Source organism: Streptomyces sp. NPDC050423, assembly GCF_040655445.1.
In the GTDB taxonomy this organism is placed as follows: domain Bacteria; phylum Actinomycetota; class Actinomycetes; order Streptomycetales; family Streptomycetaceae; genus Streptomyces.
Genome location: NZ_JBFAJY010000003.1, coordinates 33,149 through 59,659, shown reverse-complemented (window position 1 = coordinate 59,659; position 26,511 = coordinate 33,149). Strand labels below are relative to the sequence as shown.

The following is a 26,511-nucleotide window of genomic DNA, read 5'->3' as shown; positions in this document are numbered from 1 at the left end:
TGCGGACGGGCGTTGTGCGGTGTGGACGACGTCGTGCGGTGCGGACGGCTAGTTCTTGGGGCCCGGGACGGTGGTCAGCAGGGGTTTGGGCGAGGTCTCACCGGGCGGTGCGCCCACCGCGCTGATGGTGAGCACGAGGGCGAGGGCGGCGGCCAGTCCGATGGCGGCGGCGACGAGGGCACGCATGCTCGGCCTCCCGGGAGCGTGTAGCTGATGGGTCGTCAGGGCTGGGGCACCGTAGCAACCGGGGCGCGAGATGAGAACACGTAGAACAGCCCCTTGGCCGGGTGTCGGCAAAGGGGCTGTTCCGGGTGCTGTTCGGTCAGGCGGCGGCCTCGACCGTGAGCTCGATGACGACGGTGGCGCCACCCTCGGTGGTGAGGCGCAGCTTGTACGTGCCCGCCGTGTCGTCGGCGTGGATCTCCGGGAGGACGAGCTTGCCGTCGGCGTCGGTGCTCAGGTCCGTGAGGGTGCGGACCGGCTTGCCGTCCTCGTCCTCGAAGTACGGGCCCTTGTCGTTCTCGGCCGGCTTCTCGTCGCCGGTGATCATGGTGGCGGTCACGGCGACGCCGTGGGCGGCCGCGTCCTTGTACGTGGCCTCGACCTCGATGTCGGCGAAGGTGGCGCCGGCCTCGGCGGTCAGCTTCTCGGCGCCGGTCCTGGCGATCGTGTCGGCCTGCCGGGCGGTGACCGTCGCGGAGTAGCTGACGGCGGGCAGCGAGGTACCGGTGGCCGTCGCCCGTACGGCGAACTCGCCCGTCTTCTCGCCCGCCTTCAGCACCGGCGCGGTGGCCGTGCCGTCGGCGCCGGTGGTGAGGATGACGGTGCGCTTCCCACCGGCGAACGCGGCGTCCGTGTCACCGACGACGGTGAAGGTCACCGACGCCTTGGCGAACGGACCGCCGAAGCCGTTGTGTGCCCGTACCTTGATCCGCTCGGCGAAGGCGTCACCCGCGGTGGCGGTCAGGGTGCCGGCGCCCGCGTTCTTCAGCCCGGCGAGGGTCTGGGAGGGCGTGGGGTCGGGAGTCGGCGGCGGGTACGTCGGCTTGCCGGCCGGGCCGCCCGGGTCCGTCGGGGTGGGGCTGGGCTTCGACGGAGGCTTCGGGGCCGGCTTCGACGGAGGCTTGGGGGCCGGCGAACCGTGCGGGGAAGGCGAGGCCGACGGAGACGGTGACGTGGTTGAGCCGGTGCGGCCCGGATTCCTGCCGTTGCCGAGGTCGACGGGCAGGACGCCGCTGCCGTCCGGGACCTCGTGGGTGCCGCGCTTGTAGTACTCGAACCAGGAGCGGACGGTACGCAGGTACTCGTCCGAATGGTTGTAGCTCAGGACCGCCCGGTCCAGGTCCGCGGCGAGCGACAGGTCGCGGGAGCCGGCGCAGAGGTAGCGTCCGGCGGCGAGCGCCGCGTCGTAGATGTTGTTGGGGTCCTTGCGGCCGTCGCCGTTGCCGTCCTGGCCCCAGGTCTCCCAGGTGGACGGGATGAACTGCATCGGGCCGACCGCGCGGTCGTGCGTCGAGTCCCCGTCGTAGGCACCGTTGTCGGTGTCCTTGATCAGGGCGAAGCCCTGGCCGTTGAGGGCCGGGCCGAGGATCGGGGAGAGCGTGGTGCCCTGCGCGTCGACGCGGCCGCCGCGGGCCTGGCCGGACTCGACCTTGCCGATCGCGGCGAGGAGCTGCCACGGCAGCCGGCAGGCGGCGTCCGTGCCCGCGACGGTCTGCTGGGTCTTCTTGTACGCCGCCAGGATCGAGGCCGGTATGCCCGATTCCGCACTGCCCGTCACCGGAAGATCGACGGAAGTGCCGGGCTTGTTGGGCGTGTTCAGCGGCGGCAGGTCCGTGTAGTAGGGCGAGTTGCCGGAGGCCGCGTTGTCGTCCGAGGACGTCGCGCCCGCGGCCGGCTGGTCGTCCTCGGCCGCGACCAGGGGCGAACCGGGGGCCTGCGAGGCGGAAAGCGCCGCGACAGCGGCGGCGGCCACAGCAGTGGTGGTCGCCCCTCTGCGCAGTCGGCGACCGAATTGCACTGCCATAACGTGTGGGCCCTCCCCGTCGTCGGCTGTCCGCGCTCCCCTGCGCCTGGACTCAGGCGACCCTACGGCAACTTGTGCCGCCCGGACACAGTGGCCTTACCGCTTCTCACCGGTTTCTCACGTTCCGGATCACAAGGTGTACAAGGGCCGACGCTTCGGTGACGGCGGCTCACACATACTTTCACCATGCCGTTCACCCTCAGCCATGCCGCAGCCGTCCTGCCGGGGCTCCACCGCGACGGAACGGGGCGCGGACCACTCGTCGCCTCAGCCCTCGTCGCAGGTTCGTTCGCGCCCGACATCACGTACTACGCGGACACCGCCATTCCGGGCGCCATGGAGTTCGGGCAGGTCACGCATGCGGTGTGGGGCGTGTTCACGGTGGACGTCCTCATCACGGCGGCGACCGTCGCGCTGTGGCTGCTGCTGCGCGAACCGCTGGTGGCGCTGCTGCCGCGGAACCGTCAGGGGCGAGTGTACGCACTGGTGCGGGGAGCCGTCCGTGCGCCGGGGCGGGGGCCGCGGGGTGTCCGGGACGGTGCCTGGTTCGTGGCATCGGCGGTCGTCGGGGCCGGTACGCATGTCGTCTGGGACGCGTTCACCCACCACGACCGGTGGGGGGTGCGACTGGTGCCGGTGCTCGGCCGGGACGCGGGCGGATACCCGGTGTTCCAGCTGGTGCAGTACGGCACTTCGGCACTGGCGCTGGCCGTGCTCACGTGGTTCACCGTGTCCGCGCTGCGGCGCACCGGTGAACAGCCGGATCCGGCGTCCGTACCGGTGCTCGGCCGCCGGGCGCGGTGGTACGCGGGCGGCGCCATCGGCCTGTGCGTGCTGCTGGGTGTCATTCACCGGTGCGCGCGCTGGTACGCGTACTTCGGGCACATCGACACACCGCTCGACATCATCCCCACCGCGTGCTTCGGCGCGGGCGCCGGACTGGCGGTGGGACTGGTGCTGTACGGGGTGTGGATGCGGCTCCCGGGCCGCGGCGGCACCGGCACACCGTCGCCCTCAGTCGCCTCAAGCGCCCGGAACGCGGGCCCGTCCGGCGACTGAGGGCGATACGCCCCCTGGGCCGCGTCCGCGAAGTCCCGTCTGGTGCGCGACGGGACTTCGCGGACACGACCTGGTCCTGCCTGTCAGTGCGCGGCGGACTCCCAGTCCCCGCCCACGCCGACCGACACGTCCAGCGGCGCGCGCAACTGCACCGCCGTCGACATCTCGTGGCGCAGGATGCGCTCCACCTGCTCGCGTTCCCCCGCGGCGATCTCCAGCACGATTTCGTCGTGCACCTGGAGCAGCATCCGCGACTCCAGCTTCGCCTCGGTGAGTGCCCGGTCGACGTGGAGCATCGCGACCTTGACGATGTCCGCCGCCGTGCCCTGGATCGGCGCGTTGAGCGCCATCCGCTCGGCCGTCTCCCGGCGCTGGCGGTTGTCGCTGTTCAGGTCCGGCAGGTAGCGGCGGCGGCCGAAGACCGTCTCCGTGTAGCCGGTGGCACGGGCCTCCTCCACCACCCGGCGCAGATAGTCACGGACCCCGCCGAACCGCTCGAAGTAGGTGTCCATCAGACCGCGGGCCTCGCCCGCCTCGATGTTCAGCTGCTGGGAGAGGCCGAACGCGGAGAGACCGTATGCCAGCCCGTAGCTCATGGCCTTGATCTTGCGCCGCATCTCCGGGTCGACCGCGGACTTCTCCACGCCGAACACCTGCGAGGCGACCGTGGTGTGCAGGTCCTCGCCGGAGGTGAACGCCTCGATCAGGCCCGCGTCATCGGAGAGGTGGGCCATCACCCGCAGTTCGATCTGGCTGTAGTCCGCCGTCATCAGCGACTCGAAGCCCTCGCCGACGACGAACCCGCGACGGATCGCCCGGCCCTCGTCCGTACGGACGGGGATGTTCTGCAAGTTGGGGTCGGTCGAGGAGAGCCGGCCCGTCGCCGCCACCGTCTGGTTGAACGTGGTGTGGATGCGGCCGTCCGCCGCGATCGTCTTGACCAGGCCCTCGACCGTCACCCGGAGCTTCGCCTGCTCACGGTGGCGCAGCATGATGACCGGCAGCTCGTGCTCGGTCTGTGCGGCCAGCCACGCCAGGGCGTCGGCATCCGTGGTGAAACCGGTCTTCGTCTTCTTCGTCTTCGGCAGGCCCAGCTCGCCGAAGAGCACTTCCTGGAGCTGCTTGGGCGAGCCGAGGTTGAACTCCCGGCCCACCGCGGCGTGCGCCTCCTTCACCGCCTGCTGCACGGCGCCCGCGAACTGCTGCTCCATGCCCTCCAGATGGGACCGGTCGGCCGCGATGCCGTGCCGCTCGAGGCGGGCCAGCAGGATGGACGTCGGCAGCTCCATGTCGTGGAGCAGTTCGGCGGCGCCGACCTCCTTGAGCCGCGTCGTGAACGCCTCCCCGAGATCCAGGACCGCGCGGGCCTGCGTCATCAAGGCGTCGGCCTCCGCCTGGTCGTCCGCGCCGAAGGCCAGCTGCCCGTCGGAGGAGGCCGCCGGGGCCAGCTCCCGCCCCAGGTACTCCACGGCCAGCGCGTCCAGTGCGAAGGAACGCCGGCCCGGCTTGACCAGGTAGGCGGCGAGCGCGGTGTCCATCGAGACGCCGTCGATCCGCCAGCCGTGCTCCGGGAAGACCCGCATGGCGCTCTTCGCGTTGTGCATGACCTTCGGGCGCCCGGCATCCGCGATCCAGGCCGCGAACGCCTGCTCGTCGGCCTCGTCGAGCTGCGAGGGGTCGAACCAGGCGGCGGCCCCGCCGGCCGCGGCGAGCGCGATCTCGGTGACCGTGCCGCTGCCGAGCGCCCAGGTGTCGACCGTGGCGACGCCGAGCGGCTGCCCGCCGTGCTCGGCCAGCCACGGGGCGACCTCGCCGGCGCCCAGCACCGAACCGTCCAGCTCGATGCCCGCGGCGGGTGCCGGGGCCTCGTCCTCCGCGGCGCCCGGGTCCACGGCCAACAGCCGCTCGCGCAGGCTCGGGTTGCGGATCTCCAGCACATCCAGGACACCGGTGACCGCCGTGCGGTCGTAGGGGGCACGCTCCAGGTCGGCCGGGGTCTTCGGCAGCTCCACGTCACGGACCATCTCGGTCAGCCGCCGGTTCAGCAGCACCGCGTCCAGGTGGTCGCGGAAATTCTGCCCGGCCTTGCCCTTGACCTCCTCGGCCCGCGCCACCAGGTCGTCGAACGAACCGAACTGGTTGATCCACTTCGCGGCCGTCTTCTCGCCGACCCCGGGAATGCCCGGAAGATTGTCCGACGGGTCACCGCGCAGCGCCGCGAAGTCCGGGTACTGCCGCGGGGTGAGCCCGTACTTCTCCTCGACCTTCGCCGGGGTGAAGCGCGTCAGCTCCGAGACGCCCTTGGTCGGGTACAGCACCGTGACGTTGTCCGTGATCAGCTGGAACGAGTCCCGGTCGCCGGTGACGATCAGCACTTCAAAGCCGGCCGCCTCGGCCTGGGTGGCCAGCGTGGCGATCACATCATCCGCCTCGAAACCGTCGACCGCGAACCGGTCGGCGTGCATCGCGTCGAGCAGCTCCCCGATCAGCTCGACCTGCCCCTTGAACTCGTCCGGGGTCTTCGACCGGTTCGCCTTGTACTCGGGGAACTCCTCCGAGCGCCAGGTCCTGCGGGACACGTCGAACGCCACCGCGAAATGCGTCGGCGCCTCGTCACGCAACGTGTTCGCCAGCATCGACGCGAAGCCGTACACGGCGTTCGTCGGCTGCCCCGCCCCGGTCGTGAAATTCTCCGCAGGCAGCGCAAAGAACGCCCGGTACGCCAGGGAGTGCCCGTCCATCAGGAGCAGGCGCGGTCGGTTGTCTGCCGTCTTCTTCGATGCCGTCTCAGCCACGCCCCCGATCCTGCCACGTACCACTGACAATCCGGACCGGCGGCAACCCCGCGACCGCTCGCCGGGCCGCCGCGCCGCCCCGCGTGCCAGGATCGAAGGACACGGAATCACGCACAGCGGACCCCGCCCGGTCCGCAGCCGGCTCAAAGGGGAACACGATGGCCACCAAGCCGCCCGCAGATGACCCGGTCCAGGACGCACCGAAGGTCGAACCGGCCCAGCTCGCCGCCGCCGGGCTGCCCGCCGTCGCCCACAGCCTGCGCATCGCCCAGCAGCAGATGGGGGTGCGCCGCACCGCGCGGACCCTCCTCAAGGTCAACCAGAAGAACGGCTTCGACTGCCCCGGCTGCGCCTGGCCCGAGGGCGACAAGCGGCACACGGCCGAATTCTGCGAGAACGGCGCCAAGGCCGTCGCCGAGGAGGCGACACTGCGCCGCGTCACCCCGGACTTCTTCGCCGAACACCCGGTCGCCGATCTGGCCACCCGCAGCGGCTACTGGCTCGGCCAGCAGGGACGCATCACGCAGCCCGTGTATCTGCCCGAGGGGGCCGACCGGTACCAGGCCGTGACCTGGGAGCGCGCCTTCGACATCATCGCCGAGGAGCTGGGCGCGCTCGCCTCCCCCGACGAGGCCCTCTTCTACACCTCCGGGCGCACCAGCAACGAGGCCGCGTTCCTGCTCCAGCTGTTCGCCCGCGAATTCGGCACCAACAACCTGCCCGACTGCTCCAACATGTGCCACGAGTCCTCCGGCTCGGCCCTGACGGAGACCATCGGCGTCGGCAAGGGCTCCGTCTCCCTGGAGGACCTGCACCACGCCGACCTGATCATCGTCGCCGGACAGAACCCCGGCACCAACCACCCCCGGATGCTCTCCGCCCTGGAGAAGGCCAAGTCCGCCGGCGCGAGGGTCATCTCGGTGAACCCGCTGCCCGAGGCCGGACTCGAACGGTTCAAGAACCCGCAGACCCCCCTCGGCGTGATCAGGGGCGCGGCCCTCAACGACCTCTTCCTCCAGATCCGCATCGGCGGCGACCAGGCCCTCTTCCGGCTCCTCAACAAGCTGATCCTGGAGACCGAGGGCGCCGTCGACGAGGCCTTCGTCGCCGAACACACCCACGGCTACGAGGCGTTCGCCGCGGCGGCCGCCGAAGCCGACTGGGACGAGACCCTCGCCGCCACCGGCCTCGACCGCTCCGCCATCGAAGAGGCCCTCGCGATGGTCCTCGCCTCGGAGCGCACCATCGTGTGCTGGGCCATGGGCCTCACCCAGCACAAGCACTCCGTGCCGACCATCCGCGAAGTCGTCAACTTCCTCCTGCTGCGCGGCAACATCGGCCGGACCGGCGCCGGCGTCTGCCCCGTACGCGGCCACTCCAACGTCCAGGGCGACCGCACCATGGGCATCTTCGAGCGGCCCGCGCCCGCGTTCCTCGACGCCCTCGACAAGGAATTCGGCATCACCTCGCCGCGCCACCACGGCTACGACGTGGTCCGCTCCATCGAGGCACTGCGCGACGGCCACGCCAAGGTCTTCTTCGCCATGGGCGGCAACTTCGTGGCCGCCTCCCCCGACACCGACGTCACCGAGGCCGCCATGCGCAACGCCCGCCTCACCGTGCACGTCTCCACCAAGGTCAACCGCTCCCACGCCGTCACCGGCACCCGGGCCCTGATCCTGCCCACGCTGGGCCGCACCGACAAGGACGTCCAGGCCGGCGGCAAGCAGTTCGTCACCGTCGAGGACTCCATGAGCATGGTGCACGCCTCCCGCGGCAACCTCACCCCCGCGAGCCCCCACCTGCTCTCCGAACCCGCCATCGTCGCCCGCCTCGCCCGCGCCGTACTCGGACCCGCCTCCACCACCCCCTGGGAGGAGTTCGAGAAGGACTACGGGACGATCCGCGACCGCATCTCCCGCGTCGTCCCCGGCTTCGAGGACTTCAACGCACGCGTCGCCCGTCCCGGCGGATTCAGCCTCCCGCACGGCCCCCGCGACTCCCGCCGCTTCCCCACCGCCACGGGCAGGGCCAACTTCACGGCAGCGCCCGTCGAGTTCCCCGAACTCCCCGAAGGACGGCTCCTGCTGCAGACGCTGCGCTCCCACGACCAGTACAACACCACCATCTACGGCCTCGACGACCGCTACCGCGGCATCAAGGGCGGCCGTCGCGTCGTCCTCGTCAACCCCGACGACGCCACCGCCCTCGGCCTCACCGACGGCGCCTACGCCGACCTGGTCAGCGAATGGAAGGACGGTACGCGACGGCGCGCCCCCGGCTTCCGCGTCGTCCACTACCCCACCGCCCGGGGCTGCGCGGCCGCCTACTACCCCGAGACAAACGTCCTGGTCCCCCTCGGCTCCACCGCCGACACCAGCAACACCCCCGCCAGCAAGTCCGTGGTGATCCGCTTCGAGAACGTGCGCTGACACCGCGGACGAGCCCTCACCACGAGCGCGCACTAACGACCTGATCCGCTCCCTATCGCGCACCAGGTCGTAAGCGTCCGCTCAGTCGTCTGATAAGAACAGCGCACCAGGAACAAACGCACACAGCGACGAACCACCGCACAGAGACGGAGCCGGACCCCATGGGCGAGCACACCGCACCCAAGTTCCCCCAGGAGATCATCGACGAGTACGCCGCCCTCGGCGTCGACCTGCCCGCCCTCTTCTCCGCCGGCCACCTCGGCGAGCGCATGGGCGTCCGGATCACCGAGGCCTCCGCGGACCGCGTCGTCGGGACCATGCCCGTCGAAGGCAACACCCAGCCCTACGGACTCCTGCACGGCGGCGCCTCCGCCGTCCTCGCCGAGACCCTCGGCTCCGTCGGCACCATGCTCCACGGCGGCCCCGCCAAGCTCGCCGTGGGCGTCGACCTGAACTGCACCCATCACCGAGGGGCACGGAGCGGACTCGTCACCGGCGTCGCCACCCCCGTGCACCGCGGCCGCACCACCGCCACGTACGAGATCGTCATCACCGACGAACACGACAAGCGCGTCTGCACCGCCCGCCTCACCTGCCTCCTGCGTGACGCGCCCAAGGCTGAATCCGCCTGACCCCCCGACACCCCCGCACCACCCCTGCCCGGCCGGACCCGCAAACCGGCCGGGCATCGCCATATCCCCCCACAACCACAGCCCCGCACACCGAACTTGCACATCCGCACCGACCAACGCCCTTGACCACAAACCGCGTTCTGTGGCCCACTCAGCAGCCACTCCCCGCCCGCACCCCCGCCACACCGCGTCGATCACACCACCCCCGATGTAACACTGCGTAACATCCGCGCAATGTTCACCCGCCCCGACGTGGCCCGAGGAACCCGGCCCCACAGACGCCGGGCACTTCCGCACGCACTCACGCGCCCTGCGCACCCCCACGACGCGACAGCAGCAAGATCGCTTCAAGCCCCTTAGCAGAGCTGCGCGTTCTCAGGATGCGGTCACTTCGCCGTCCGGTAAAAAGCCGTACATGTCCACACAGCCACCTCAAGCCTTCCTCAAGGGCATAACAAGACAGTCACATCATTCGACTGACCCGTCCCCGACCCCCGCCCCTGCCCATAGAGTCACCGCCAGTCACCGCGCCGCCGGGCGCGTCTGCGGCACGGCCCTGTACCCACCAGTACGGCCCGGCGAACGACACGGCACCTCAAGCAGAGGAGGCCGCGCCAGGGAAAGGACTTTTCGTGCGACACCGTTCTTTGCTCATCCTCACCACAGTGCTCACCACAGGAGCACTGACACTCACCGCCTGCGGGTCGCGCGACGACGGCAAGAAGAGCAGCGACAGCGGCGGCACCCAGACCGTCGTTATCGGCGTCGACGCACCCATCACCGGTGACCTGTCCGCCCTCGGCCTCGGCATCAAGAACTCCGCCGACCTCGCCGCCAAGACGGCGAACAAAAACAAGACGGTCCCCGGCATCAACTTCGTCGTCAAGCCCCTCGACGACCAGGCACAGCCCTCCGTCGGCCAGCAGAACGCCCAGAAGTTCATCGACGACGACACCGTCCTCGGCGTCGTCGGCCCCCTGAACTCCGGCGTCTCCCAGTCGATGCAGAAGCCGCTCAACGACGCCAGCCTCACCCAGGTCTCCCCCGCCAACACGGGCACCGAACTGACCCAGGGCGAGAACTGGAAGACCGGCGACAAGAAGCGCCCCTTCAAGACCTACTTCCGCACCGCCACCACGGACCAGATCCAGGGCGCCTTCGCGGCGAAGTACCTGTACAACAATGCGAAGATCAAGCAGGTCTACCTCATCGACGACCAGAAGCCCTACGGCGCCGGTCTCGCGGCCTCCTTCAAGGCGACCTTCACCGGCCTCGGCGGCAAGATCGTCGGCTCCGACCACGTCAACCCCGACGACCGCGACTTCAACGCCGTCGTCACCAAGGTCAAGAAGTCCGGCGCCAAGGCCGTCTACTACGGCGGTGAGTACCCCGCCGGCGCACCCCTGAGCCAGCAGCTCAAGGACAGCGTCAAGATCCCCCTCATGGGCGGCGACGGCATGTACAGCGCCGACTTCATCAAGCTCAACAAGAAGGCCCAGGGCGACATCGCCACCTCCGTCGGCAAGCCCGTCGAGGAGCTCGACTCCGCCAAGACCTTCATCGCGAACTACAAGACGGCCGGATACAAGGACGCCTACGAGGCCTACGGCGGCGGCACCTACGACGCCACCTGGTCCATCATCGAGGCCGTCAAGATCGCCGTCGCCGACAACAACGGCAAGCTCCCCGACGACGCCCGCGCCAAGGTCCTCGCCGCGATGAGCAAGGTCAAGTTCGACGGCGTCACCGGCCCCGTCTCCTTCGACGAGTTCGGCGACACCACCAACACCATGATGACCGCCTACCAGGTGGACGGCGGGAAGTGGGCCTCCAAGCTCAGCGAGGTCTACAAGCCGTAACAAGCTCCCGGTCACGCACTGACTGACACCAGACCGCGCGGGAGCGCCATGAGCGCTCCCGCGCGGTGCCATATCCGAACCACTCCACGGAGGCCCTGCGGTGCACGAACTGCCGCAACAGCTGGCCAATGGACTCATCCTCGGCGCGATGTACGGACTCATCGCGATCGGTTACACGATGGTCTACGGAATCATCCAGCTCATCAACTTCGCCCATGGCGAAATCTTCATGATCGGAGGGTTCGGGGCCCTCACCGTCTACCTCTGGATGCCGGCCGGCACCAACCTCCTCGCGATCATCCCCCTCATGATCATCGGCGGCGTCATCTGCTCCGTCGCGATCAGCACAGCCGCCGAACGCTTCGCCTACCGGCCCCTGCGCAACGCACCACGACTGGCCCCGCTCATCACGGCCATCGGACTCTCCCTGGCCCTCCAGCAGGCCATCTGGAAGTGGTACCCCGACGCCAAGAAGGACCGTTCCTTCCCCCAGTTCAAGGGCGAAGCGATCGACATCTTCGGCGCCCACATCCAACGCGGCGACATCTTCGTCCTCATCACCGCACCCGTCTGCATGATCGCCCTCGGCCTCTTCGTCTCCAAGACCCGCGCCGGCCGCGGCATGCAGGCCACCAGCCAGGACCCCGACACCGCAAAGCTCATGGGCATCAACACCGACCGCATCATCGTCATGGCCTTCGCCATCGGTGCCGCGTTCGCAGCCGTCGCCGCCGTCGCCTACGGGCTCAAGAACGGCCAGATCGGCTTCAAAATGGGCTTCATCATGGGGCTCAAAGCCTTCACCGCAGCCGTACTCGGCGGAATCGGCAACATCTACGGCGCCATGCTCGGCGGCGTCGTACTCGGCATCGCCGAATCACTCGCCACCGGCTACATGAGCGACGTCCCCGGCATGGAACTCTTCGGCGGCGGCGCCTGGAAGGACGTATGGGCCTTCGTCCTCCTCATCATCGTCCTGCTGCTCCGCCCCCAGGGCCTGCTCGGCGAACGCGTCGCGGATCGGGCGTGATACGGATGACCACCAACACCACCACCACGCCCCCCGCCACCGCCCTGATCCCGTTGCCAGCCCCCGCGGCCCGCATCGCCACCACGGCAGGCGCGGCCGTCGCCCTCGCGGGCACCTTCCTCGCCTGGACCTGGACCGACCAATTCCCCGGCGACCTCACCGTCACCGGCTACCCCGGCGGCCTCCAGGTCCTCACCCTCATCAGCGCCGCGCTCACCCTGCTCCTCACCCTCTCCGGGTACGGCATCCGCGGCCTCGGCTGGCTCACCCCCGGCGGAACCAACAGCCCCGTCCGCCTCCTGGCGCTCGGCACCTTCGCCACCACCGCCTACGCCATCGGCGCCATCACCTACGACCTCGGCGGCGTCGTCAACCTCGAACCCGGCGCCTGGGTCAGCGGCATCGGCTCGCTCATCGCCGTCATCGCCGCCCACGGACTCCCCGCCGACCAGCCCCTTCCCGAAACCGGGAACCCGGACGCCGGCTGGCAGCGCTTCCGCAACGGCCTCAGCGCACCGGCCGCCCGCCGCGCCGCACCCGTCCCCGCCTGGGCCGAGATCCTCACCATCGCCATAGCCTTCGGCATCGGCCTCTACATCTTCGCGTACGGCATCGACACCGACTACACCGAACTCTTCATCGGCTTCCTCATCACCGCCGCCTTCGCCTTCACCGCGCTGAACCGTGCCGGACTCATCTCCCGCATCACCGCGATGACCGCGAAGCACCGCAACATCACCCTCACCGCGGCCCTCGTCGCAGCCGTCTGCTTCCCCTTCACCCAGCAGAAAGAGGAATACGCGCTCATCGGCGCCAACATCCTCATCTTCGCGACCGTCGCACTCGGCCTCAACGTCGTCGTCGGCCTCGCCGGCCTCCTCGACCTCGGGTACGTCGCCTTCCTCGGCGTCGGCGCCTACGCCGCCGCCCTGGTCTCCGGCTCCACCATGTCGGCCATCGGCGTCGAGTTCCCCTTCTGGGCCGCCGTCCTCACCGGCGCCGGGGCCTCACTCGTCTTCGGCGTACTCATCGGCGCACCAACCCTGCGACTACGCGGCGACTACCTCGCCATCGTCACCCTCGGCTTCGGTGAAATCTTCCGCCTCACCGTGAACAACCTCAACGGCAACAGCGGACCCGACCTCACCAACGGCTCCCAGGGCATCCCGAGCATCCCCGACCTCAACCTCTTCGGAATCGACTTCGGGCTCAAGCACGACATCGGCGGCTTCACCCTCGGCAGGTCGGCCAACTACTACCTGCTCATGCTCGTCTTCACCGCCGTCGTCGTCCTCGTCTTCCGCCGCTCCGGAGAATCCCGCATCGGCCGCGCCTGGGTCGCCATCCGCGAGGACGAGACCGCGGCCACCGCCATGGGCATCAACGCCTTCCGGCTCAAGCTGCTCGCCTTCGCCCTCGGCGCCACCCTCGCCGGACTCGCCGGAACCGTGCAGTCACACGTCAACTACACCGTGACGCCCGAGCAGTACCAGTTCGCCGGCTCCGTGCCCCCGAACTCCGCCTTCCTCCTCGCCGCCGTCATCCTCGGCGGCATGGGAACCCTCAGCGGACCCCTCGTCGGCGCCGCACTGCTCTACCTCATCCCGGCGAAACTCCAGTTCATGCAGGACTACCAGCTCTTCCTCTTCGGCATCGCACTCGTCCTCCTGATGCGCCTGCGCCCAGAAGGACTGGTCGCCGACCGCAGGAAGCAGCTCGAATTCCACGAGACCGACCAGCTCGACGTACCGGAACCCCGGAAGTCCGACGACGTCGACGCCGGCATCGCCAAGGCGGGGGCGTGACCACCATGACCACCACCACAGAGACCGGCACCCCCGTGCTCGACGCCAGCGGCGTCACGATGCGCTTCGGCGGCCTCACCGCCGTCCACGACGTCGACCTCACCGTCAACGCGGGAGAGATCGTCGGCCTCATCGGCCCCAACGGCGCCGGAAAGACCACCTTCTTCAACTGCCTCACCGGCCTCTACGTCCCCACCGAGGGCAAGGTCAGCTACAAAGGCACCGTCCTGCCCCCCAAGCCCCACCTCGTCACCCAGGCAGGCATCGCCCGCACCTTCCAGAACATCCGGCTCTTCGCCAACATGACCGTCCTGGAGAACGTCCTCGTCGGACGCCACACCAGGACCAAGGAAGGCCTCTGGTCCGCCCTCCTGCGCCTCCCCGGCTTCACCAGGGCCGAGAACGCCAGCCGGGAACGCGCCATGGAACTCCTGGAGTTCATCGGCCTCCAGGACAAGGCCGAACACCTCGCGCGCAACCTCCCCTACGGAGACCAGCGCAAGCTGGAAATCGCCCGCGCACTCGCCAGCGACCCCGGCCTCCTCCTCCTGGACGAGCCCACCGCCGGCATGAACCCGCAGGAAACCCGCGTCACCGAAGAACTCATCTTCGCCATCCGCGACCAGGGCATCGCCGTACTCGTCATCGAGCACGACATGCGCTTCATCTTCAACCTCTGCGACCGCGTCGCCGTACTCGTCCAGGGCGAGAAGCTCGTCGAAGGCACCTCCGACGTCGTCCAGAGCGACGAACGCGTCGTCGCCGCCTACCTCGGCACCCCCTTCGAAGGCGCCCCCGGCGCCGAAGAAGTCGCCGAGGTCGAAGCCGCCGAGGCCGTCGCCACCAAGAACGCCGCAACCACCACCGACACCACCAGCACCGAGGAGGAGGACACCCGATGACCGCACTGCTAGAGGTCGAGGACCTCCGCGTCGCCTACGGCAAGATCGAAGCCGTCAAGGGCATCTCCTTCAGCGTCGAAGCCGGCCAGGTCGTCACCCTGATCGGCACCAACGGTGCGGGCAAGACCACCACCCTGCGCACCCTCTCCGGGCTGCTCAAGCCCATCGGCGGCCGCATCCTCTTCGAGGGCGAGCCGCTGACGGGCATCCCCGCACACAAGATCGTCGCTCTGGGCCTCGCCCACTCCCCCGAGGGCCGCCACATCTTCCCCCGGCTGACGATCACCGAGAACCTCCAGCTCGGCGCCTACCTCCGCAGCGACAAGGCAGGCATCGAGAAGGACATCCAGCGCGCCTACGACCTCTTCCCCATCCTCGGGGAACGCCGGAAGCAGGCCGCGGGCACCCTCTCGGGCGGCGAGCAGCAGATGCTCGCCATGGGCAGGGCCCTGATGTGCCAGCCCAAGCTCCTGATGCTCGACGAACCCTCCATGGGCCTCTCTCCGATCATGATGCAGAAGATCATGGAGACCATCGTCGAACTCAAGGCCCAGGGCACCACGATCCTGCTCGTCGAGCAGAACGCCCAGGCCGCGCTCTCCCTGGCCGACGAGGGCCACGTCATGGAGGTCGGCAAGATCGTCCTCTCCGGCACCGGCGCGGACCTCCTCCACGACGAGTCGGTCCGCAAGGCCTACCTCGGCGAGGACTGAACCCGCCTGTACGGCAGAAGGCCCGCGCCCCCGGACTGCTCCCGGGGCGCGGGCCTTCTCCATGTCCTACGGAACTACTCCGCGGCCTTCTTCTTCTCCTCGGCGTCCTCGATCAACGCCTCGGCCAGCTGCTGCATCGACAGCCGCCGGTCCATCGACGTCTTCTGGATCCAGCGGAACGCGGCCGGCTCGGACAGCCCGTAGTCCGTCTGCAGAATGCTCTTCGCCCGGTCCACCAGCTTCCGCGTCTCCAGCCGCTGCGACAGGTCCGCGACCTCGCCCTCCAGCGCCTTCAGCTCCGCGAACCGCGACACCGCCATCTCGATGGCCGGCACCACGTCGCTCTTGCTGAACGGCTTCACCAGGTACGCCATCGCCCCGGCGTCCCGGGCCCGCTCCACGAGGTCGCGCTGCGAGAACGCGGTGAGCATCAGGACGGGCGCGATGGACTCCTCGGCGATCTTCTCGGCGGCGGAGATCCCGTCGAGGACCGGCATCTTCACATCGAGGATGACCAGGTCCGGCTTGTGCTCCCGGGCCAGCTCGACAGCCTGCTGCCCGTCCCCGGCCTCACCGACGACCGAGTACCCCTCTTCCTCCAGCATCTCTTTCAGGTCGAGGCGGATGAGCGCCTCGTCCTCGGCGATGACGACGCGGGTCGTCAGCGGCGGGACGTGCGACTTGTCGTCGTCGGCGACGGGCTGGGGCGACTCGGGGGTGGTCACGGGGCTCCTTGGTTCAGGGCAGGTACTGCTCCCTTGAGCCTACCCAGCTGCGGTATGGTGGTCGCGCAGCGGGTCGAAGGGAACCTTCGATTCTGCCAGCCCCGGTAGCCCAATTTGGCAGCAGGCAATGGATTCAAAACCCATACAGTGTCGGTTCGAGTCCGACTCGGGGCACTTTTCCTTCGATTCCAAGGTCACAGGGAAACGCTACAGATTCACATGATCGTGTGACTGCCTACTCGTTTCTACCCATGAGCCGGCTAATCCTCCCAGGCTCAGCCATGTGTACGACCTTGAAACACGTAAGCAGGCGCTGGCCCTCCTCGGTCAGGGTCTCAGCCAGAACACCGTAAGCAAGCGAACCGGCATTTCCCGAGCTGCCATCCGTTCCTGGCTCGAACGAATAGAGCCCCTCGGATACAACCGTGGCTCCGAATGCCCTCGGTGCGGGGACACCCCAAAGCCACCCGCCGCATACTCGTACCTTCTGGGCCTCTACCTCGGTGATGGCTGCATCAGTGCGAACAAGCGCGGCGTGTACTCCCTCCGCATTGCATGTGCCGACGCCCGGCCAGGCCTCATTGACGCTTGCGCGGAAGCGATGCAGGCTGCGCGACCGGCCAACAAGGTCTGTCGCGTATCAAGCCCTGGCTGCCAGTACGTCACAAGCTTCAGCAAGCACTGGCCTTGCCTCCTCCCTCAGCACGGGCCCGGCAAGAAGCACGATCGCAGGATCACGCTCGCCGACTGGCAGCAAGACATCGTCGATGCACACCCTTGGGAGTTCATCCGTGGCCTCATCCACGCCGACGGCTGCCGGATCACCAACTGGACCACGCGCCTCGTCGGTGGCGAGCGCAGACGGTACGAGTACCCGCGCTACTTCTTCACCAACCTGTCGGCCGACATCCTGGGGCTCTTCACCAGCACGCTGGACCAGGTAGGAGTCGAGTGGAAGCAGCCCAACAGTCGGAACATCTCCGTCGCCCGACGGGCATCCGTAGCCCTCATGGATGCACACGTCGGGCCGAAATACTGAGCCGCCCTACTTCGGGCTGTCGTCCTCGCCGATGCGGTGCACCCGCACCAGGTTCGTCGAGCCCGCGACGCCGGGCGGGGAGCCGGCCGTGATGACCACCACGTCGCCCTTCCGGCAGCGGCCGATCTTCAGCAGTTCCTCGTCGACCTGCGCCACCATCGCGTCCGTCGACTCCACATGCGGGCCCAGGAATGCTTCCACGCCCCAGGTGAGGTTCAGCTGGGAGCGGGTCGCCGGGTCCGGGGTGAAGGCCAGGAGCGGGATGGGTGAGCGGTAGCGGGAGAGGCGTTTGACCGTGTCGCCGCTCTGGGTGAAGGCCACCAGGAACTTCGCGCCGAGGAAGTCGCCCATCTCGGCTGCCGCGCGGGCGACCGCGCCGCCCTGGGTACGGGGCTTGTTGCGGTCGGTGAGCGGCGGGAGGCCCTTGGTGAGGATGTCCTCCTCGGCGGCCTCGACGATGCGGGACATCGTGCGGACCGTCTCGACGGGGTATTTCCCGACGCTGGTCTCGCCGGAGAGCATGACCGCGTCCGTGCCGTCGATGACGGCGTTGGCGACGTCGGAGGCCTCGGCGCGGGTGGGGCGGGAGTTGTCGATCATCGAGTCGAGCATCTGGGTGGCGACGATGACCGGCTTGGCGTTGCGCTTGGCGAGCTTGATGGCGCGCTTCTGGACGATCGGTACCTGCTCCAGGGGCATTTCGACGCCGAGGTCGCCCCGGGCGACCATGATGCCGTCGAAGGCGGCGACGATGTCGTCGATGTTCTCGACGGCCTGGGGCTTCTCGACCTTGGCGATGACGGGGAGGCGGCGGCCCTCCTCGTCCATGACGCGGTGGACGGGTTCGATGTCGCGTCCGCTGCGTACGAAGGAGAGGGCGATGATGTCGGCGCCGGTGCGCAGGGCCCAGCGGAGGTCGTCGATGTCCTTTTCGGAGAGGGCGGGGACGGAGACGGCGACGCCTGGGAGGTTGAGTCCCTTGTGGTCGGAGACCATGCCGCCCTCGATGACGGTGGTGTGGACGCGGGGGCCGTCGATTTCGGTGACTTCGAGGGTGACGCGGCCGTCGTCGATGAGGATGTGTTCGCCGGGGGCGACGTCGGTGTTCAGGCCTTCGTAGGTGGTGCCGCAGGTGTGGCGGTCACCCTCGATGGGTTCGACGGTGATGGTGAAGTGGTCGCCGCGTTCAAGGAGTACGGGTCCTTCGCGGAAGCGGCCGAGGCGGATCTTCGGGCCTTGAAGGTCGGCGAGGATTCCGACGCTGCGTCCGGCTTCGTCGGATGCTTTGCGTACTCGGTGGTAGCGCTCTTCGTGTTCGGCGTAGGTGCCGTGGCTGAGGTTGAGGCGGGCCATGTCCATACCCGCTTCGACCAGGGCCTTGATCTGGTCATATGTGTCGGTGGCGGGTCCTAGGGTGCAAACGATTTTTGCTCGGCGCATGGTTTGAGCCTAGACCTTACCTACGGGTAGGGAATTGGCTCCGCATGACTGCTCAACAACCTTTGGGTGAAGGGTTTTTGACAAGTGTTGAATTGTGCGGAGGGGTGCTCGGATGAGCATTTTCTAGAGCACGGGCGGGGTCATGAGGAAGCGGGCGTTCACCTGGGCGTGGACGGTCTGGCGTTGCGGTTCGAGGTCGAGGGCCGGGGCGGGTTCGGCTGCCGCGCCGGCGAATCCGCGGGTGCGGCCGTAGCCACCGGGGGCGGCCATGGCGGGGGTGGTGTTCTCGGCGCCGAGGTCGGCGAGTTCGACGAGGGCGGCGAGCCGGGCGCCGACTGCGTCGGCGTATTCGCGGGCGCGCTGGACGGCTTCGCGTACGGCTTGGCGGCGGGCTTCGCCGTGGGCGGGTGAGTCGGGGCGCAGGGCCCACCAGGGGCCGTCGATGCGGGTCATGTCGAGGTCGGCGACGCGGGTGGTGAATTCACCGAGTGCGGTGAAGTCGTTGAGTACGGCGGTGATGTGGACGCGTCCGTGGTAGGCGCGGATCTTCTCGTCGCGGCCGCGCTGGGTGAGTTCGGGGGTGATGGAGAACGTGCCGGTTTCGAGCTTTTCGACGGCTTGTCCGTAGGTGCGGGCGAGTTCGAGGACGGTGGTGTTGCGCCGGGTGAGGTCGTCGAGGGCGGCGCGGCGGTCTTTTCCGCGGGCGCTGACGGTGATGCCGACGCTTGCGGTTTCGGGCTCGAACTCGAGGCGGGCCTCGCCGCGGACGGCGAGGCGGGGGTGGTCGGGGGTGCCGTAGGGGTACGGGGTGTCGGTCATGGATCCACTGTGGCACTCCGGTACGACAGCGGGTGGTCATCGAAACGAAACCTGCGAGGGGTGTTGCCGGGTGCCGTGCGTGGGTGATTATCTACGCGCGTTGTCCACGCGTGCGCGGGGTCTACGCGCGTTGTGTACGGAGAGAACTGAGATGTGGGAGACGAGATGCCGCTGAATCGAAGGACGTTCCTGGGCACATCGGCCGCGGCCGGTGCGGGTGTCGCGATCGCGGGCGGTGCCGCGGTTCCCGCCGAGGCACACGGCCACGGGCATGGGAACGGTCATGGGCGTCCGCAGAAGCGGTACTCGTTCACCGTGATGGGTACGACCGATCTGCACGGAAATGTCTTCAACTGGGACTACTTCACGGACAAGGAGTTCGACGACGGCGACCACAACGACGTCGGTCTGGCGAAGATCTCGACGCTGGTGGATCAGGTGCGCCGGGAGAAGGGCCGCCACAACACCCTGATGATCGATGCGGGTGACACGATCCAGGGCACGCAGCTGTCGTACTACTACGCGAAGATCGATCCGATCACGGCGAAGCGTGGTCCGGTGCATCCGATGGCGCAGGCGATGAATGCGATCGGTTATGACGCGGCGGCGCTGGGAAACCATGAGTTCAACTACGGCATTCCGGTGCTGCGCAAGTTCGAGGAGCAGTGTGATTTCCCGCTGCTGGGTGCGAACGCCCTGGATGCGAAGACGTTGAAGCCGGCGTTCGCGCCGTATGTGATCAAGAAGCTGCGTACGCCGCACGGCCGGGATGTGAAGGTGGCGATCCTGGGTCTGACGAATCCGGGTATCGCGATCTGGGACAAGGCGAACGTCAGCGGCAAGATGGTGTTCCCGGGCCTGGAGGAGCAGGCGGCGAAGTTCGTGCCGCGGCTGCGTTCGATGGGTGCGGATGTGGTGATCGTGTCGGCGCACTCGGGGAACAGCGGGAAATCTTCGTACGGTGACCAGATTCCGTATGTGGAGAATGCCGCGGGTCTGGTGGCGGAGCAGGTGCCGGGGATCGATGCGATTCTGGTGGGTCATGCGCATCTGGAGATTCCCGAGTACTTCGTGGAGAACAAGAAGACCGGAAAGAAGGTCGTTCTTTCGGAGCCGTTGAAGTGGGGGCAGCGGCTGACGCTGTTCGACTTCGATCTGGTGTGGGAGAAGGGCCGCTGGGTGGTCGAGAAGGCGGGGTCGCAGGTGTTGAACTCCAACACGGCGGCGGAGGACCGGAAGATCACGAAGTTGCTGGCGGATGAGCACAAGAAGGTCGTGGCGTACGTCAATCAGGTGATCGGTACGTCGACGGCGGCGATGACCACGGCCGAGGCGGCGTGGAAGGACGAGCCGATCATCGATCTGATCAATGTCGTCCAGGCGGAGACGGTGACGGCGGCGCTGGCGGGTGGCGAGTACGCGGCGCTGCCGGTGCTGTCGCAGGCTTCGTGTTTCTCGCGTACGGCGCAGATCCCGGCCGGGGACGTGACGATCAAGGATGCGGCGGGTCTGTATCCGTTCGAGAACACTCTTGAGGCGCGGCTGCTGACGGGTGCGCAGATCAAGGATTATCTGGAGTTCTCGGCGCGGTATTACGTGCAGACGGCGGCGGGTGCTCCGGTGGATCCGGCGAAGCTGACGAATGCGGACGGCACTCCGGATTACAATTATGACGCGGTGTCGGGTCTGACGTATGACATCGACGTCGCGAAGCCGAATGGTTCGCGGATTGTTGGTCTTTCGTTCGAGGGCAAGGCGATTGATCCGGCGGCGCAGTTCGTGCTGGCGGTGAATAACTACCGTGCGAGTGGTGGGGGTAACTTCCCGCATGTGCCGGGTGCGAAGCAGCTCTGGGCGAATTCGGAGGAGATCCGGAACACCATCATCGCGTGGGTGCAGGCGAAGGGTTCGGTGGACGGCGCGCAGTTCGCTTCGGTGGACTGGCGGCTGACGCGGGACGGTACGCCGGTGTTCTAGGTTGTGGTGGGGCGGCCGTCTCCTTTCCTTTTGGGATGGGGCGGCCGCTTTTCTGTGTGCCGGGTGGGGCGGGGGGTGTCAGTTGCTCTGGACCAGGGGGGTGAGGGCGGTGCCCTGGTGGGGGACCTTCGGGGCGTGGGGGGTGAGGCCGAAGGTGGTGAAGGCGGTGCGTTGTGGGAGGTGGTAGGCGGTGGTGCCGGTGAGGTTGTTGAGGATGGTGGCGCTGCGCCAGGCGGCGAGGCCGAGGTCGGGGGCGCCGACGCCGTGGGTGTGGCGTTCGGCGTTCTGTACGTAGATGTTGCCGGTGATGGCGGGGTCGAGGTCGAGGCGGAACTGGTCGTCGATGCGGGGGCGGCCGGAGCTGTCGCGGCGCAGGTGGGTGTGGAGGCCGTCGAGCATCTGGTCGAGGGGGCGTTCGCGGTAGCCGGTGGCGAGGACGACGGCGTCGGTGGTGAGGCGGGAGCGGGTGCCCTGCTGGGTGTGTTCGAGGTGGAGTTCGACGCGGGTGGTGGCGACGCGGCCTGCGGTGCGTACGCAGACGCCGGGGGTGAGGGTGGCGTCGGGCCAGCCGCCGTGGAGGGTGCGGCGGTAGAGCTCTTCGTGGATGGCGGTGATGGTGTCGTGGTCGATGCCCTTGTGGAGCTGCCACTGGTCGGGGACGAGTTCGTCGCGCACGGGCTCGGGGAGGGCGTGGAAGTAGCGGGTGTAGTCGGGGGTGAAGTGTTCGAGGCCGAGTTTGGAGTACTCCATGGGTGCGAAGGCGGGGGTGCGGGCGAGCCAGTGGAGTTTTTCGCGGCCGGCGGGGCGGGCGCGGAGGAGGTCGAGGAAGATCTCGGCGCCGGACTGTCCTGATCCGATGACGGTGATGTGTTCGGCGCCGAGGAGTTGTTCGCGGTGGTGGAGGTAGTCGGCGGAGTGGATGACGGGGACCGATCCGGCTTCGGCCAGGGGTTTGAGGGGTTCGGGGATATGGGGTTCGGTGCCGACGCCGAGTGCGATGTGGCGGGTGTGGGCGCGGCCCAGCGCCTCGGCTTCGCCGTGGGTGTCGAGTTGGGTGAAGTCGACTTCGAAGAGGGCGCGTTCGGCGTTCCAGCGGATGGCGTCGACCTGGTGGCCGAAGTGGAGGCCGGGGAGTTGTTCGGTGACCCAGCGGCAGTAGGCGTCGTATTCGGCGCGTTGGATGTGGAAGCGCTCGGCGAAGTAGAAGGGGAAGAGCCGGTCGCGGGTGCGTAGGTAGTTGAGGAAGGTCCAGGGGCTGGTGGGGTCGGCAAGGGTGACGAGGTCGGCGAGGAAGGGGACTTGGAGGCTGGCGCCGTCGATGAGGAGGCCGGGGTGCCAGTGGAAGGCGGGGCGTTGTTCGTAGAAGGTGGCGGCGAGGGGGTGGGGGGTGCCGGGGATGCCGTGGGCGAGGGCGGCGAGGGAGAGGTTGAAGGGGCCGATGCCGATGCCGACGAGGTCGTGTGGCTGGTCGGCGTCGGGGGTGGGCCGGGCTGGCCGGGCTGGCCGGGCTGTCATCGGTGTGTGCTGCCTTCCGGGAGTGCTGTGGCGAGGTCGGTGACGAGGTCGAGGAGTTTCTGGAGGTCGTGGGGGGTGGTGTGGGGGTTGAGGAGGGTGGCTTTGAGCCAGAGGCGGCCGTTGGTGTGGGTGCGGCCGAGTACGGCGTGGCCTCGGGTGAGGAGGGTGCGGCGGATGGTGGCGACGGTGTGGTCGTCGGCGTCGGTGGGGCGGAAGAGGACGGTGGTGATGGTGGGGTGGTCGTAGAGGTCGAGGGTGGGAGTTTTGGTGATGAGGTCGGCGAGGTGGTGGGCGGCGGTGCAGGTGCGGTCGATGAGGTCGGCGAGTCCGGTGCGGCCGAGCGCTTGGAGAGTGACGGCGATTTTGAGTGCGTCGGGGCGGCGGGTGGTGCGCAGGGAGCGGCCGAGGAGGTCGGGGAGGCCGGCTTCGGTGTCGTCGTCGGCGTTGAGGTAGGGGGCGTGGTGGTGGAGTGCGTCGAGGTGGTGGTGTTCGGGGACGGCGAGGATGCCTGCTGATGCGGGTTGCCAGCCGAGTTTGTGCAGGTCGAGGGTGACGCTGTGGGCGCGGTCGAGGCCGTGGACCTTGTTGCGGTGGGTGGGGCTGAAGAGGAGGGGTCCGCCGTAGGCGGCGTCGATGTGGAGTTCGGCGCCGTGGGTGGTGCAGAGGTCCGCGATCTCGGTGAGGGGGTCGATCTGGCCGGTGTCGGTGGTGCCCGCGGTGGCGGTGACTAGGAGCGGCCCGTGGAGTCGGGCGAGGGTGTCGTCGAGGGCGGTGAGGTCGATGACGCCGGTGGGGGCGGGGACGGTGACGGGTTCGGGGAGGCCGAGGAGCCAGGCGGCGCGGGTGATGCTGTGGTGGGCGTTGGCGCCGCGGATGGTCTGGACGGGGCCGTGGCGTTCGCGGGCGAGGAGGAGCGCGAGTTGGTTGGCTTCCGTGCCGCCGGTGGTGACGAGGGCGTCGGGTGCGGTGTGGTGGGGGTAGATCTCGGCGGCGAGCGCGGTGGTGAGGTCGGCTTCGAGGGCGGAGGCGGCGGGTGCCTGGTCCCAGGAGTCCATGGAGGGGTTGAGGGCGGAGGCGGCGAGGTCGGCTGCTGCGGCGAGGGCGAGGGGCGGGGTGTGGAGGTGGGCGGCGCAGAGGGGGTCGGCGGGGTCCGCGGCGCCTTGGGTGAGGGCGGTGATGAGGGTGGCGAGGGCGTGGTGGGCGCCGGTGCCGTGGTCGGGGATGACGGGGTGGAGGGCGGTGCGCAGGTGGGGGGTGACGGTGTCGGGGCCGCCTGCGGGGAGGGGGCCGTCGCGTCGGTGGGCGCCGTCGTGGAGTGCGGTGAGCACGGTGTCGAGGAGGGGGCGCAGGGCGGCGGGGCCGGTGGTGCCTCCGGCGAGGGGCGGGGTGGGCATTGCGGTGGTGGCCCTTCGGAGCGCATGGGTGGACATCCCAGCTTGTCCGGGTTTCGGGTGGCGCGGCCGGTGAGCCCGGTGATCTGAACTCGAAAGGGGGACGGGTGTGCGATGGGGGCGGGGTGGTGGAGGTTCGGGTGGTATGGGTGGTGCGGTTGTGGGCCTGGCTGTTCGTGGGCTGCTGGGGGTGGTGCCGGGGCTCGGGCGCTGGAGGCGGTTCCGGAGGCTGCCCGTGGGGTGGGGTGGGTACTTCGCCGGAACGCGGACGATCGGGCGCCCGGGAGCGTTCTCCAGGCGCCCGATCGTGTCTGCGGGGCGGGGGCGTTCCTCCGGTTCGGTCAGCCGTACATCGCCACGCCGCAGAGGGCCGCGAGCGCGTCGTCGATGGGGTGGGGCTGTGGCCTGCCGGTGGGGTCGAGTGTGTTCCACCTCTGCAGGTTCAGTGCGACGGACAGCTGCCGGTTGCCGTCGGCACGGGTCATGGACAGTGCTCCGGCACCCCAGACGGTGCCGCCGTGGCCCCAGAAGGTGGCCTGGCCGGGGGCCTGCGTCGGGTGCAGGCCGAGGCCGTACTCGATCGTCTTTCCCTCCTGGGAGATGACCGGGACGGTGTGTTGCATCTGTGCCAGCGATGACGGGCTGACGATCTCGCCGGCCAGCAGCATGCCGTAGAAGCGGTTGAGGTCGGCGACGGTCGATATCAGCGAGCCCGCCGGTCCCACCCATGACATGTCGTGGACGCTGTAGTCGCGCGGTGGGTCGATCATGCCGAACCATGCCTCGTAGATCCGCGAGTGCGGTCCCTGGACATGTGTTCCGGTGGGGAGTTCGGTGTCCCGGAGCCCGGCGCGCTCGATGACGTTCCGGGTGATGCACTGCTCGGCCGTGGTGCCGGTGACGTGTTCCAGGAGCCGGCCGAGGAGCAGGTAGTTGGTGTTGGAGTACACCCCTGGAGTGCTGCCCGGGGCGCCGGTGGCGGGTGCGGCGACTCCCATCTGGATGAGTTCGGTGGGGTGGAACCGGGTGAGCCGGTTGTCGTCCAGGCTCTCGGGCCGGGTGTCCGCGACGTTGGGGAACGCCTTGAGGGACGGGTAGGCGTACGGGAGGTACTCGGCGAGGCCGCTGGTGTGGTTGATCAGCATCCGGACGGTGATCGCGTCACCGCGTTCGCCGGGGACCAGTTTCGGAAGGTACCGGCCGACCGGTGCGTCGAGGCCGATCCGGCCGCTCTCGACCTGTTGCAGTACGGCGGCTGCGGTGAAGGTCTTGGTGATACTGCCGACGCGGTGGCGCATGTCGGCGGTGACGGGGCGGCCGGTGGCGGTGTCGGCGACCCCGGCCGCGCCGCGCCAGACCTGGTCGCCGTCACGTACTTCGGCGAACAGGCCCGGCATGCCTGCGCGGTGGACGTTCTCGATGGCTGCGGTCAGCTTCGCGGGATCCGGTGAGTTCCTCACGGCTGCGTCCTTTCGTAGTCCCCGGGGTGGGCTCCGCGTCGTCCCGCCCGCCCGGGTGGCGGGGTACGGGTGGCACGCCGGCCGGCCCGCTGACGGCTGCCCGGCACGCCCATGTCCTCATTATGCACGCGGTGCGCGCAACACCAAGTGCATACGTTAGGCTGGGACCCGACGAGAGGAGCGGGATGACAGGGCGAAGGCGCTGGTCGACCGAGGAGATCCTGGACGCGGCGGCGGACCTGCTGCGTACGGGCGACGCCGAGTCGTTCAGCGTGCGCAGACTGGCCGCGGCCCTCGGGACCGATTCCTCCAGCCTCTACCGGCACTTCCGCAGCAAGACCGAACTGCTGCGCGCGGTCGCCGACCGGATTCTGCTGGCCGCCATGGACGGCTACCGCCCCGAGGGCGACTGGAAGCAGCGCATCACCGCCCTGGGCCTGCGCGTGCGGGAGGCCTTCGGACAGCAGCCCCAGCTCGCCGCGGTCTGGGGGCGCCACGCGTCGAGCGGCACCGGTTCCCGGCTGGTGATGGAAGAGGTGCTGCAGGCCCTGCGGGCGTCAGGGCTGCCCGACGAGGAGATCCCCGCGCACTATCACCGGATCGCCGTCCTCATCTCCGCGCTGATCGCCTCCGAGGCCGGGGTCAGCGCCCTCACTCCCCAGGAGTACGACCAGGGCATGGAGCTCTTCCGCGTCGCGGTACTCGGCGCCGACCCCGAACGCTTCCCGGCCCTGTCCCACTTCGCCCGCGACGTCCGCCCCCTCGGAGCGGACCGCCGCGCCGCGTTCGTCGAGCTGATCGCCGCCCAGCTCGCCCACGTCGAGGCGGCGGTCCGCGCAGCCTGAAGGCTGTCCCGGTCTCGCGTACGGGCGTGCCCGGCCCGCCCTCCGTG

At 68.9% G+C, this 26,511-nt stretch carries 20 protein-coding genes and 1 tRNA gene; 12 read left to right on the top strand and 9 right to left on the bottom strand.

Annotated features, from left to right (window positions below; translation table 11 throughout):
* Positions 1 to 48: 48 nt before the first annotated feature.
* Both AB0I52_RS03205 and AB0I52_RS03200 read right to left on the bottom strand, forming a co-directional pair.
* Positions 49 to 186: an SPW_0924 family protein gene (locus tag AB0I52_RS03205; RefSeq protein WP_123469382.1), complete on the bottom strand. Its 138-nt coding sequence runs from the start codon at positions 184 to 186 to the stop codon at positions 49 to 51.
* 136 nt (positions 187 to 322) lie between these two features.
* A complete protein-coding gene (locus AB0I52_RS03200; RefSeq protein WP_363068394.1) occupies positions 323 to 2,026 on the bottom strand; it encodes a lytic transglycosylase domain-containing protein in 1,704 nt (567 codons plus the stop codon).
* Positions 2,027 to 2,212: 186 nt separating this feature from the next.
* Between AB0I52_RS03200 and AB0I52_RS03195 the strand changes: the two genes are divergently transcribed.
* Positions 2,213 to 3,085 (top strand): DUF4184 family protein, encoded by an 873-nt coding sequence (locus tag AB0I52_RS03195; protein WP_363068392.1) that lies wholly within the window; start codon positions 2,213 to 2,215, stop codon positions 3,083 to 3,085.
* An 83-nt stretch (positions 3,086 to 3,168) separates the two neighbouring features.
* Here the strand turns inward: AB0I52_RS03195 and polA are convergent, their stop codons facing one another.
* On the bottom strand, positions 3,169 to 5,880 hold the full coding sequence (polA, locus tag AB0I52_RS03190) for a DNA polymerase I (RefSeq protein WP_363068390.1): 2,712 nt from the start codon (positions 5,878 to 5,880) through the stop codon (positions 3,169 to 3,171).
* 158 nt (positions 5,881 to 6,038) lie between these two features.
* Between polA and AB0I52_RS03185 the strand changes: the two genes are divergently transcribed.
* The 7 genes from AB0I52_RS03185 to AB0I52_RS03155 all read left to right on the top strand — a co-directional run bounded on the left by AB0I52_RS03185 (position 6,039) and on the right by AB0I52_RS03155 (position 15,253).
* Positions 6,039 to 8,312 carry an FdhF/YdeP family oxidoreductase gene (locus AB0I52_RS03185; protein ID WP_363068388.1) on the top strand — a complete coding sequence of 758 codons (2,274 nt, stop codon included), beginning with the start codon at positions 6,039 to 6,041 and terminating at the stop codon, positions 8,310 to 8,312.
* A 161-nt stretch (positions 8,313 to 8,473) separates the two neighbouring features.
* Positions 8,474 to 8,944 (top strand): hotdog fold thioesterase, encoded by a 471-nt coding sequence (locus AB0I52_RS03180; RefSeq protein WP_362953760.1) that lies wholly within the window; start codon positions 8,474 to 8,476, stop codon positions 8,942 to 8,944.
* A 647-nt stretch (positions 8,945 to 9,591) separates the two neighbouring features.
* On the top strand, positions 9,592 to 10,803 hold the full coding sequence (locus tag AB0I52_RS03175; protein ID WP_363068779.1) for a branched-chain amino acid ABC transporter substrate-binding protein: 1,212 nt from the start codon (positions 9,592 to 9,594) through the stop codon (positions 10,801 to 10,803).
* A 100-nt stretch (positions 10,804 to 10,903) separates the two neighbouring features.
* The gene (locus AB0I52_RS03170) at positions 10,904 to 11,833 is read left to right on the top strand and encodes a branched-chain amino acid ABC transporter permease (protein ID WP_124283810.1); all 930 of its coding nucleotides are present in this window, start codon (positions 10,904 to 10,906) and stop codon (positions 11,831 to 11,833) included.
* A gap of 5 nt (positions 11,834 to 11,838) precedes the next feature.
* Positions 11,839 to 13,638, top strand: coding sequence for a branched-chain amino acid ABC transporter permease (locus AB0I52_RS03165; RefSeq protein WP_363068386.1), 1,800 nt, complete (start codon positions 11,839 to 11,841; stop codon positions 13,636 to 13,638).
* A 5-nt stretch (positions 13,639 to 13,643) separates the two neighbouring features.
* The gene (locus AB0I52_RS03160; RefSeq protein ID WP_363068384.1) at positions 13,644 to 14,540 is read left to right on the top strand and encodes an ABC transporter ATP-binding protein; all 897 of its coding nucleotides are present in this window, start codon (positions 13,644 to 13,646) and stop codon (positions 14,538 to 14,540) included.
* A complete protein-coding gene (locus AB0I52_RS03155; RefSeq protein ID WP_363068382.1) occupies positions 14,537 to 15,253 on the top strand; it encodes an ABC transporter ATP-binding protein in 717 nt (238 codons plus the stop codon). The genes AB0I52_RS03160 and AB0I52_RS03155 overlap by 4 nt, the downstream gene beginning before the upstream one ends.
* Before the next feature lie 74 nt (positions 15,254 to 15,327).
* Here the strand turns inward: AB0I52_RS03155 and AB0I52_RS03150 are convergent, their stop codons facing one another.
* Positions 15,328 to 15,978: a response regulator gene (locus AB0I52_RS03150; protein ID WP_123526669.1), complete on the bottom strand. Its 651-nt coding sequence runs from the start codon at positions 15,976 to 15,978 to the stop codon at positions 15,328 to 15,330.
* Positions 15,979 to 16,076: 98 nt separating this feature from the next.
* On the opposite strand from AB0I52_RS03150, the gene AB0I52_RS03145 reads away from it, so the two are divergent.
* Positions 16,077 to 16,152, top strand: a tRNA-Leu gene (locus AB0I52_RS03145).
* A gap of 109 nt (positions 16,153 to 16,261) precedes the next feature.
* Positions 16,262 to 17,017 (top strand): transcriptional regulator, encoded by a 756-nt coding sequence (locus AB0I52_RS03140; RefSeq protein ID WP_363068380.1) that lies wholly within the window; start codon positions 16,262 to 16,264, stop codon positions 17,015 to 17,017.
* A gap of 6 nt (positions 17,018 to 17,023) precedes the next feature.
* Here the strand turns inward: AB0I52_RS03140 and pyk are convergent, their stop codons facing one another.
* The gene (pyk, locus tag AB0I52_RS03135) at positions 17,024 to 18,457 is read right to left on the bottom strand and encodes a pyruvate kinase (protein ID WP_363068378.1); all 1,434 of its coding nucleotides are present in this window, start codon (positions 18,455 to 18,457) and stop codon (positions 17,024 to 17,026) included.
* Between the two features lie 123 nt (positions 18,458 to 18,580).
* Positions 18,581 to 19,276, bottom strand: coding sequence for an SIMPL domain-containing protein (locus tag AB0I52_RS03130; RefSeq protein ID WP_363068376.1), 696 nt, complete (start codon positions 19,274 to 19,276; stop codon positions 18,581 to 18,583).
* A gap of 165 nt (positions 19,277 to 19,441) precedes the next feature.
* Between AB0I52_RS03130 and AB0I52_RS03125 the strand changes: the two genes are divergently transcribed.
* Positions 19,442 to 21,253, top strand: a complete 1,812-nt coding sequence (locus tag AB0I52_RS03125; RefSeq protein WP_363068777.1) for a 5'-nucleotidase C-terminal domain-containing protein — start codon at positions 19,442 to 19,444, stop codon at positions 21,251 to 21,253.
* 78 nt (positions 21,254 to 21,331) lie between these two features.
* On the opposite strand, the gene AB0I52_RS03120 is transcribed toward AB0I52_RS03125, so the two are convergent.
* The 3 genes from AB0I52_RS03120 to AB0I52_RS03110 all read right to left on the bottom strand — a co-directional run bounded on the left by AB0I52_RS03120 (position 21,332) and on the right by AB0I52_RS03110 (position 25,619).
* Positions 21,332 to 22,768: a SidA/IucD/PvdA family monooxygenase gene (locus AB0I52_RS03120; protein WP_363068374.1), complete on the bottom strand. Its 1,437-nt coding sequence runs from the start codon at positions 22,766 to 22,768 to the stop codon at positions 21,332 to 21,334.
* Positions 22,765 to 24,162, bottom strand: coding sequence for an aminotransferase class V-fold PLP-dependent enzyme (locus AB0I52_RS03115; RefSeq protein ID WP_363068372.1), 1,398 nt, complete (start codon positions 24,160 to 24,162; stop codon positions 22,765 to 22,767). Before AB0I52_RS03115 ends, AB0I52_RS03120 begins: the two co-directional genes overlap by 4 nt.
* 338 nt (positions 24,163 to 24,500) lie before the next feature.
* A complete protein-coding gene (locus AB0I52_RS03110) occupies positions 24,501 to 25,619 on the bottom strand; it encodes a serine hydrolase domain-containing protein (protein WP_363068370.1) in 1,119 nt (372 codons plus the stop codon).
* Between the two features lie 185 nt (positions 25,620 to 25,804).
* Here AB0I52_RS03110 and AB0I52_RS03105 point away from each other — a divergent pair, with 185 nt between their 5' ends.
* Positions 25,805 to 26,464, top strand: a complete 660-nt coding sequence (locus AB0I52_RS03105; protein ID WP_363068368.1) for a helix-turn-helix domain-containing protein — start codon at positions 25,805 to 25,807, stop codon at positions 26,462 to 26,464.
* Positions 26,465 to 26,511 lie beyond the last annotated feature (47 nt).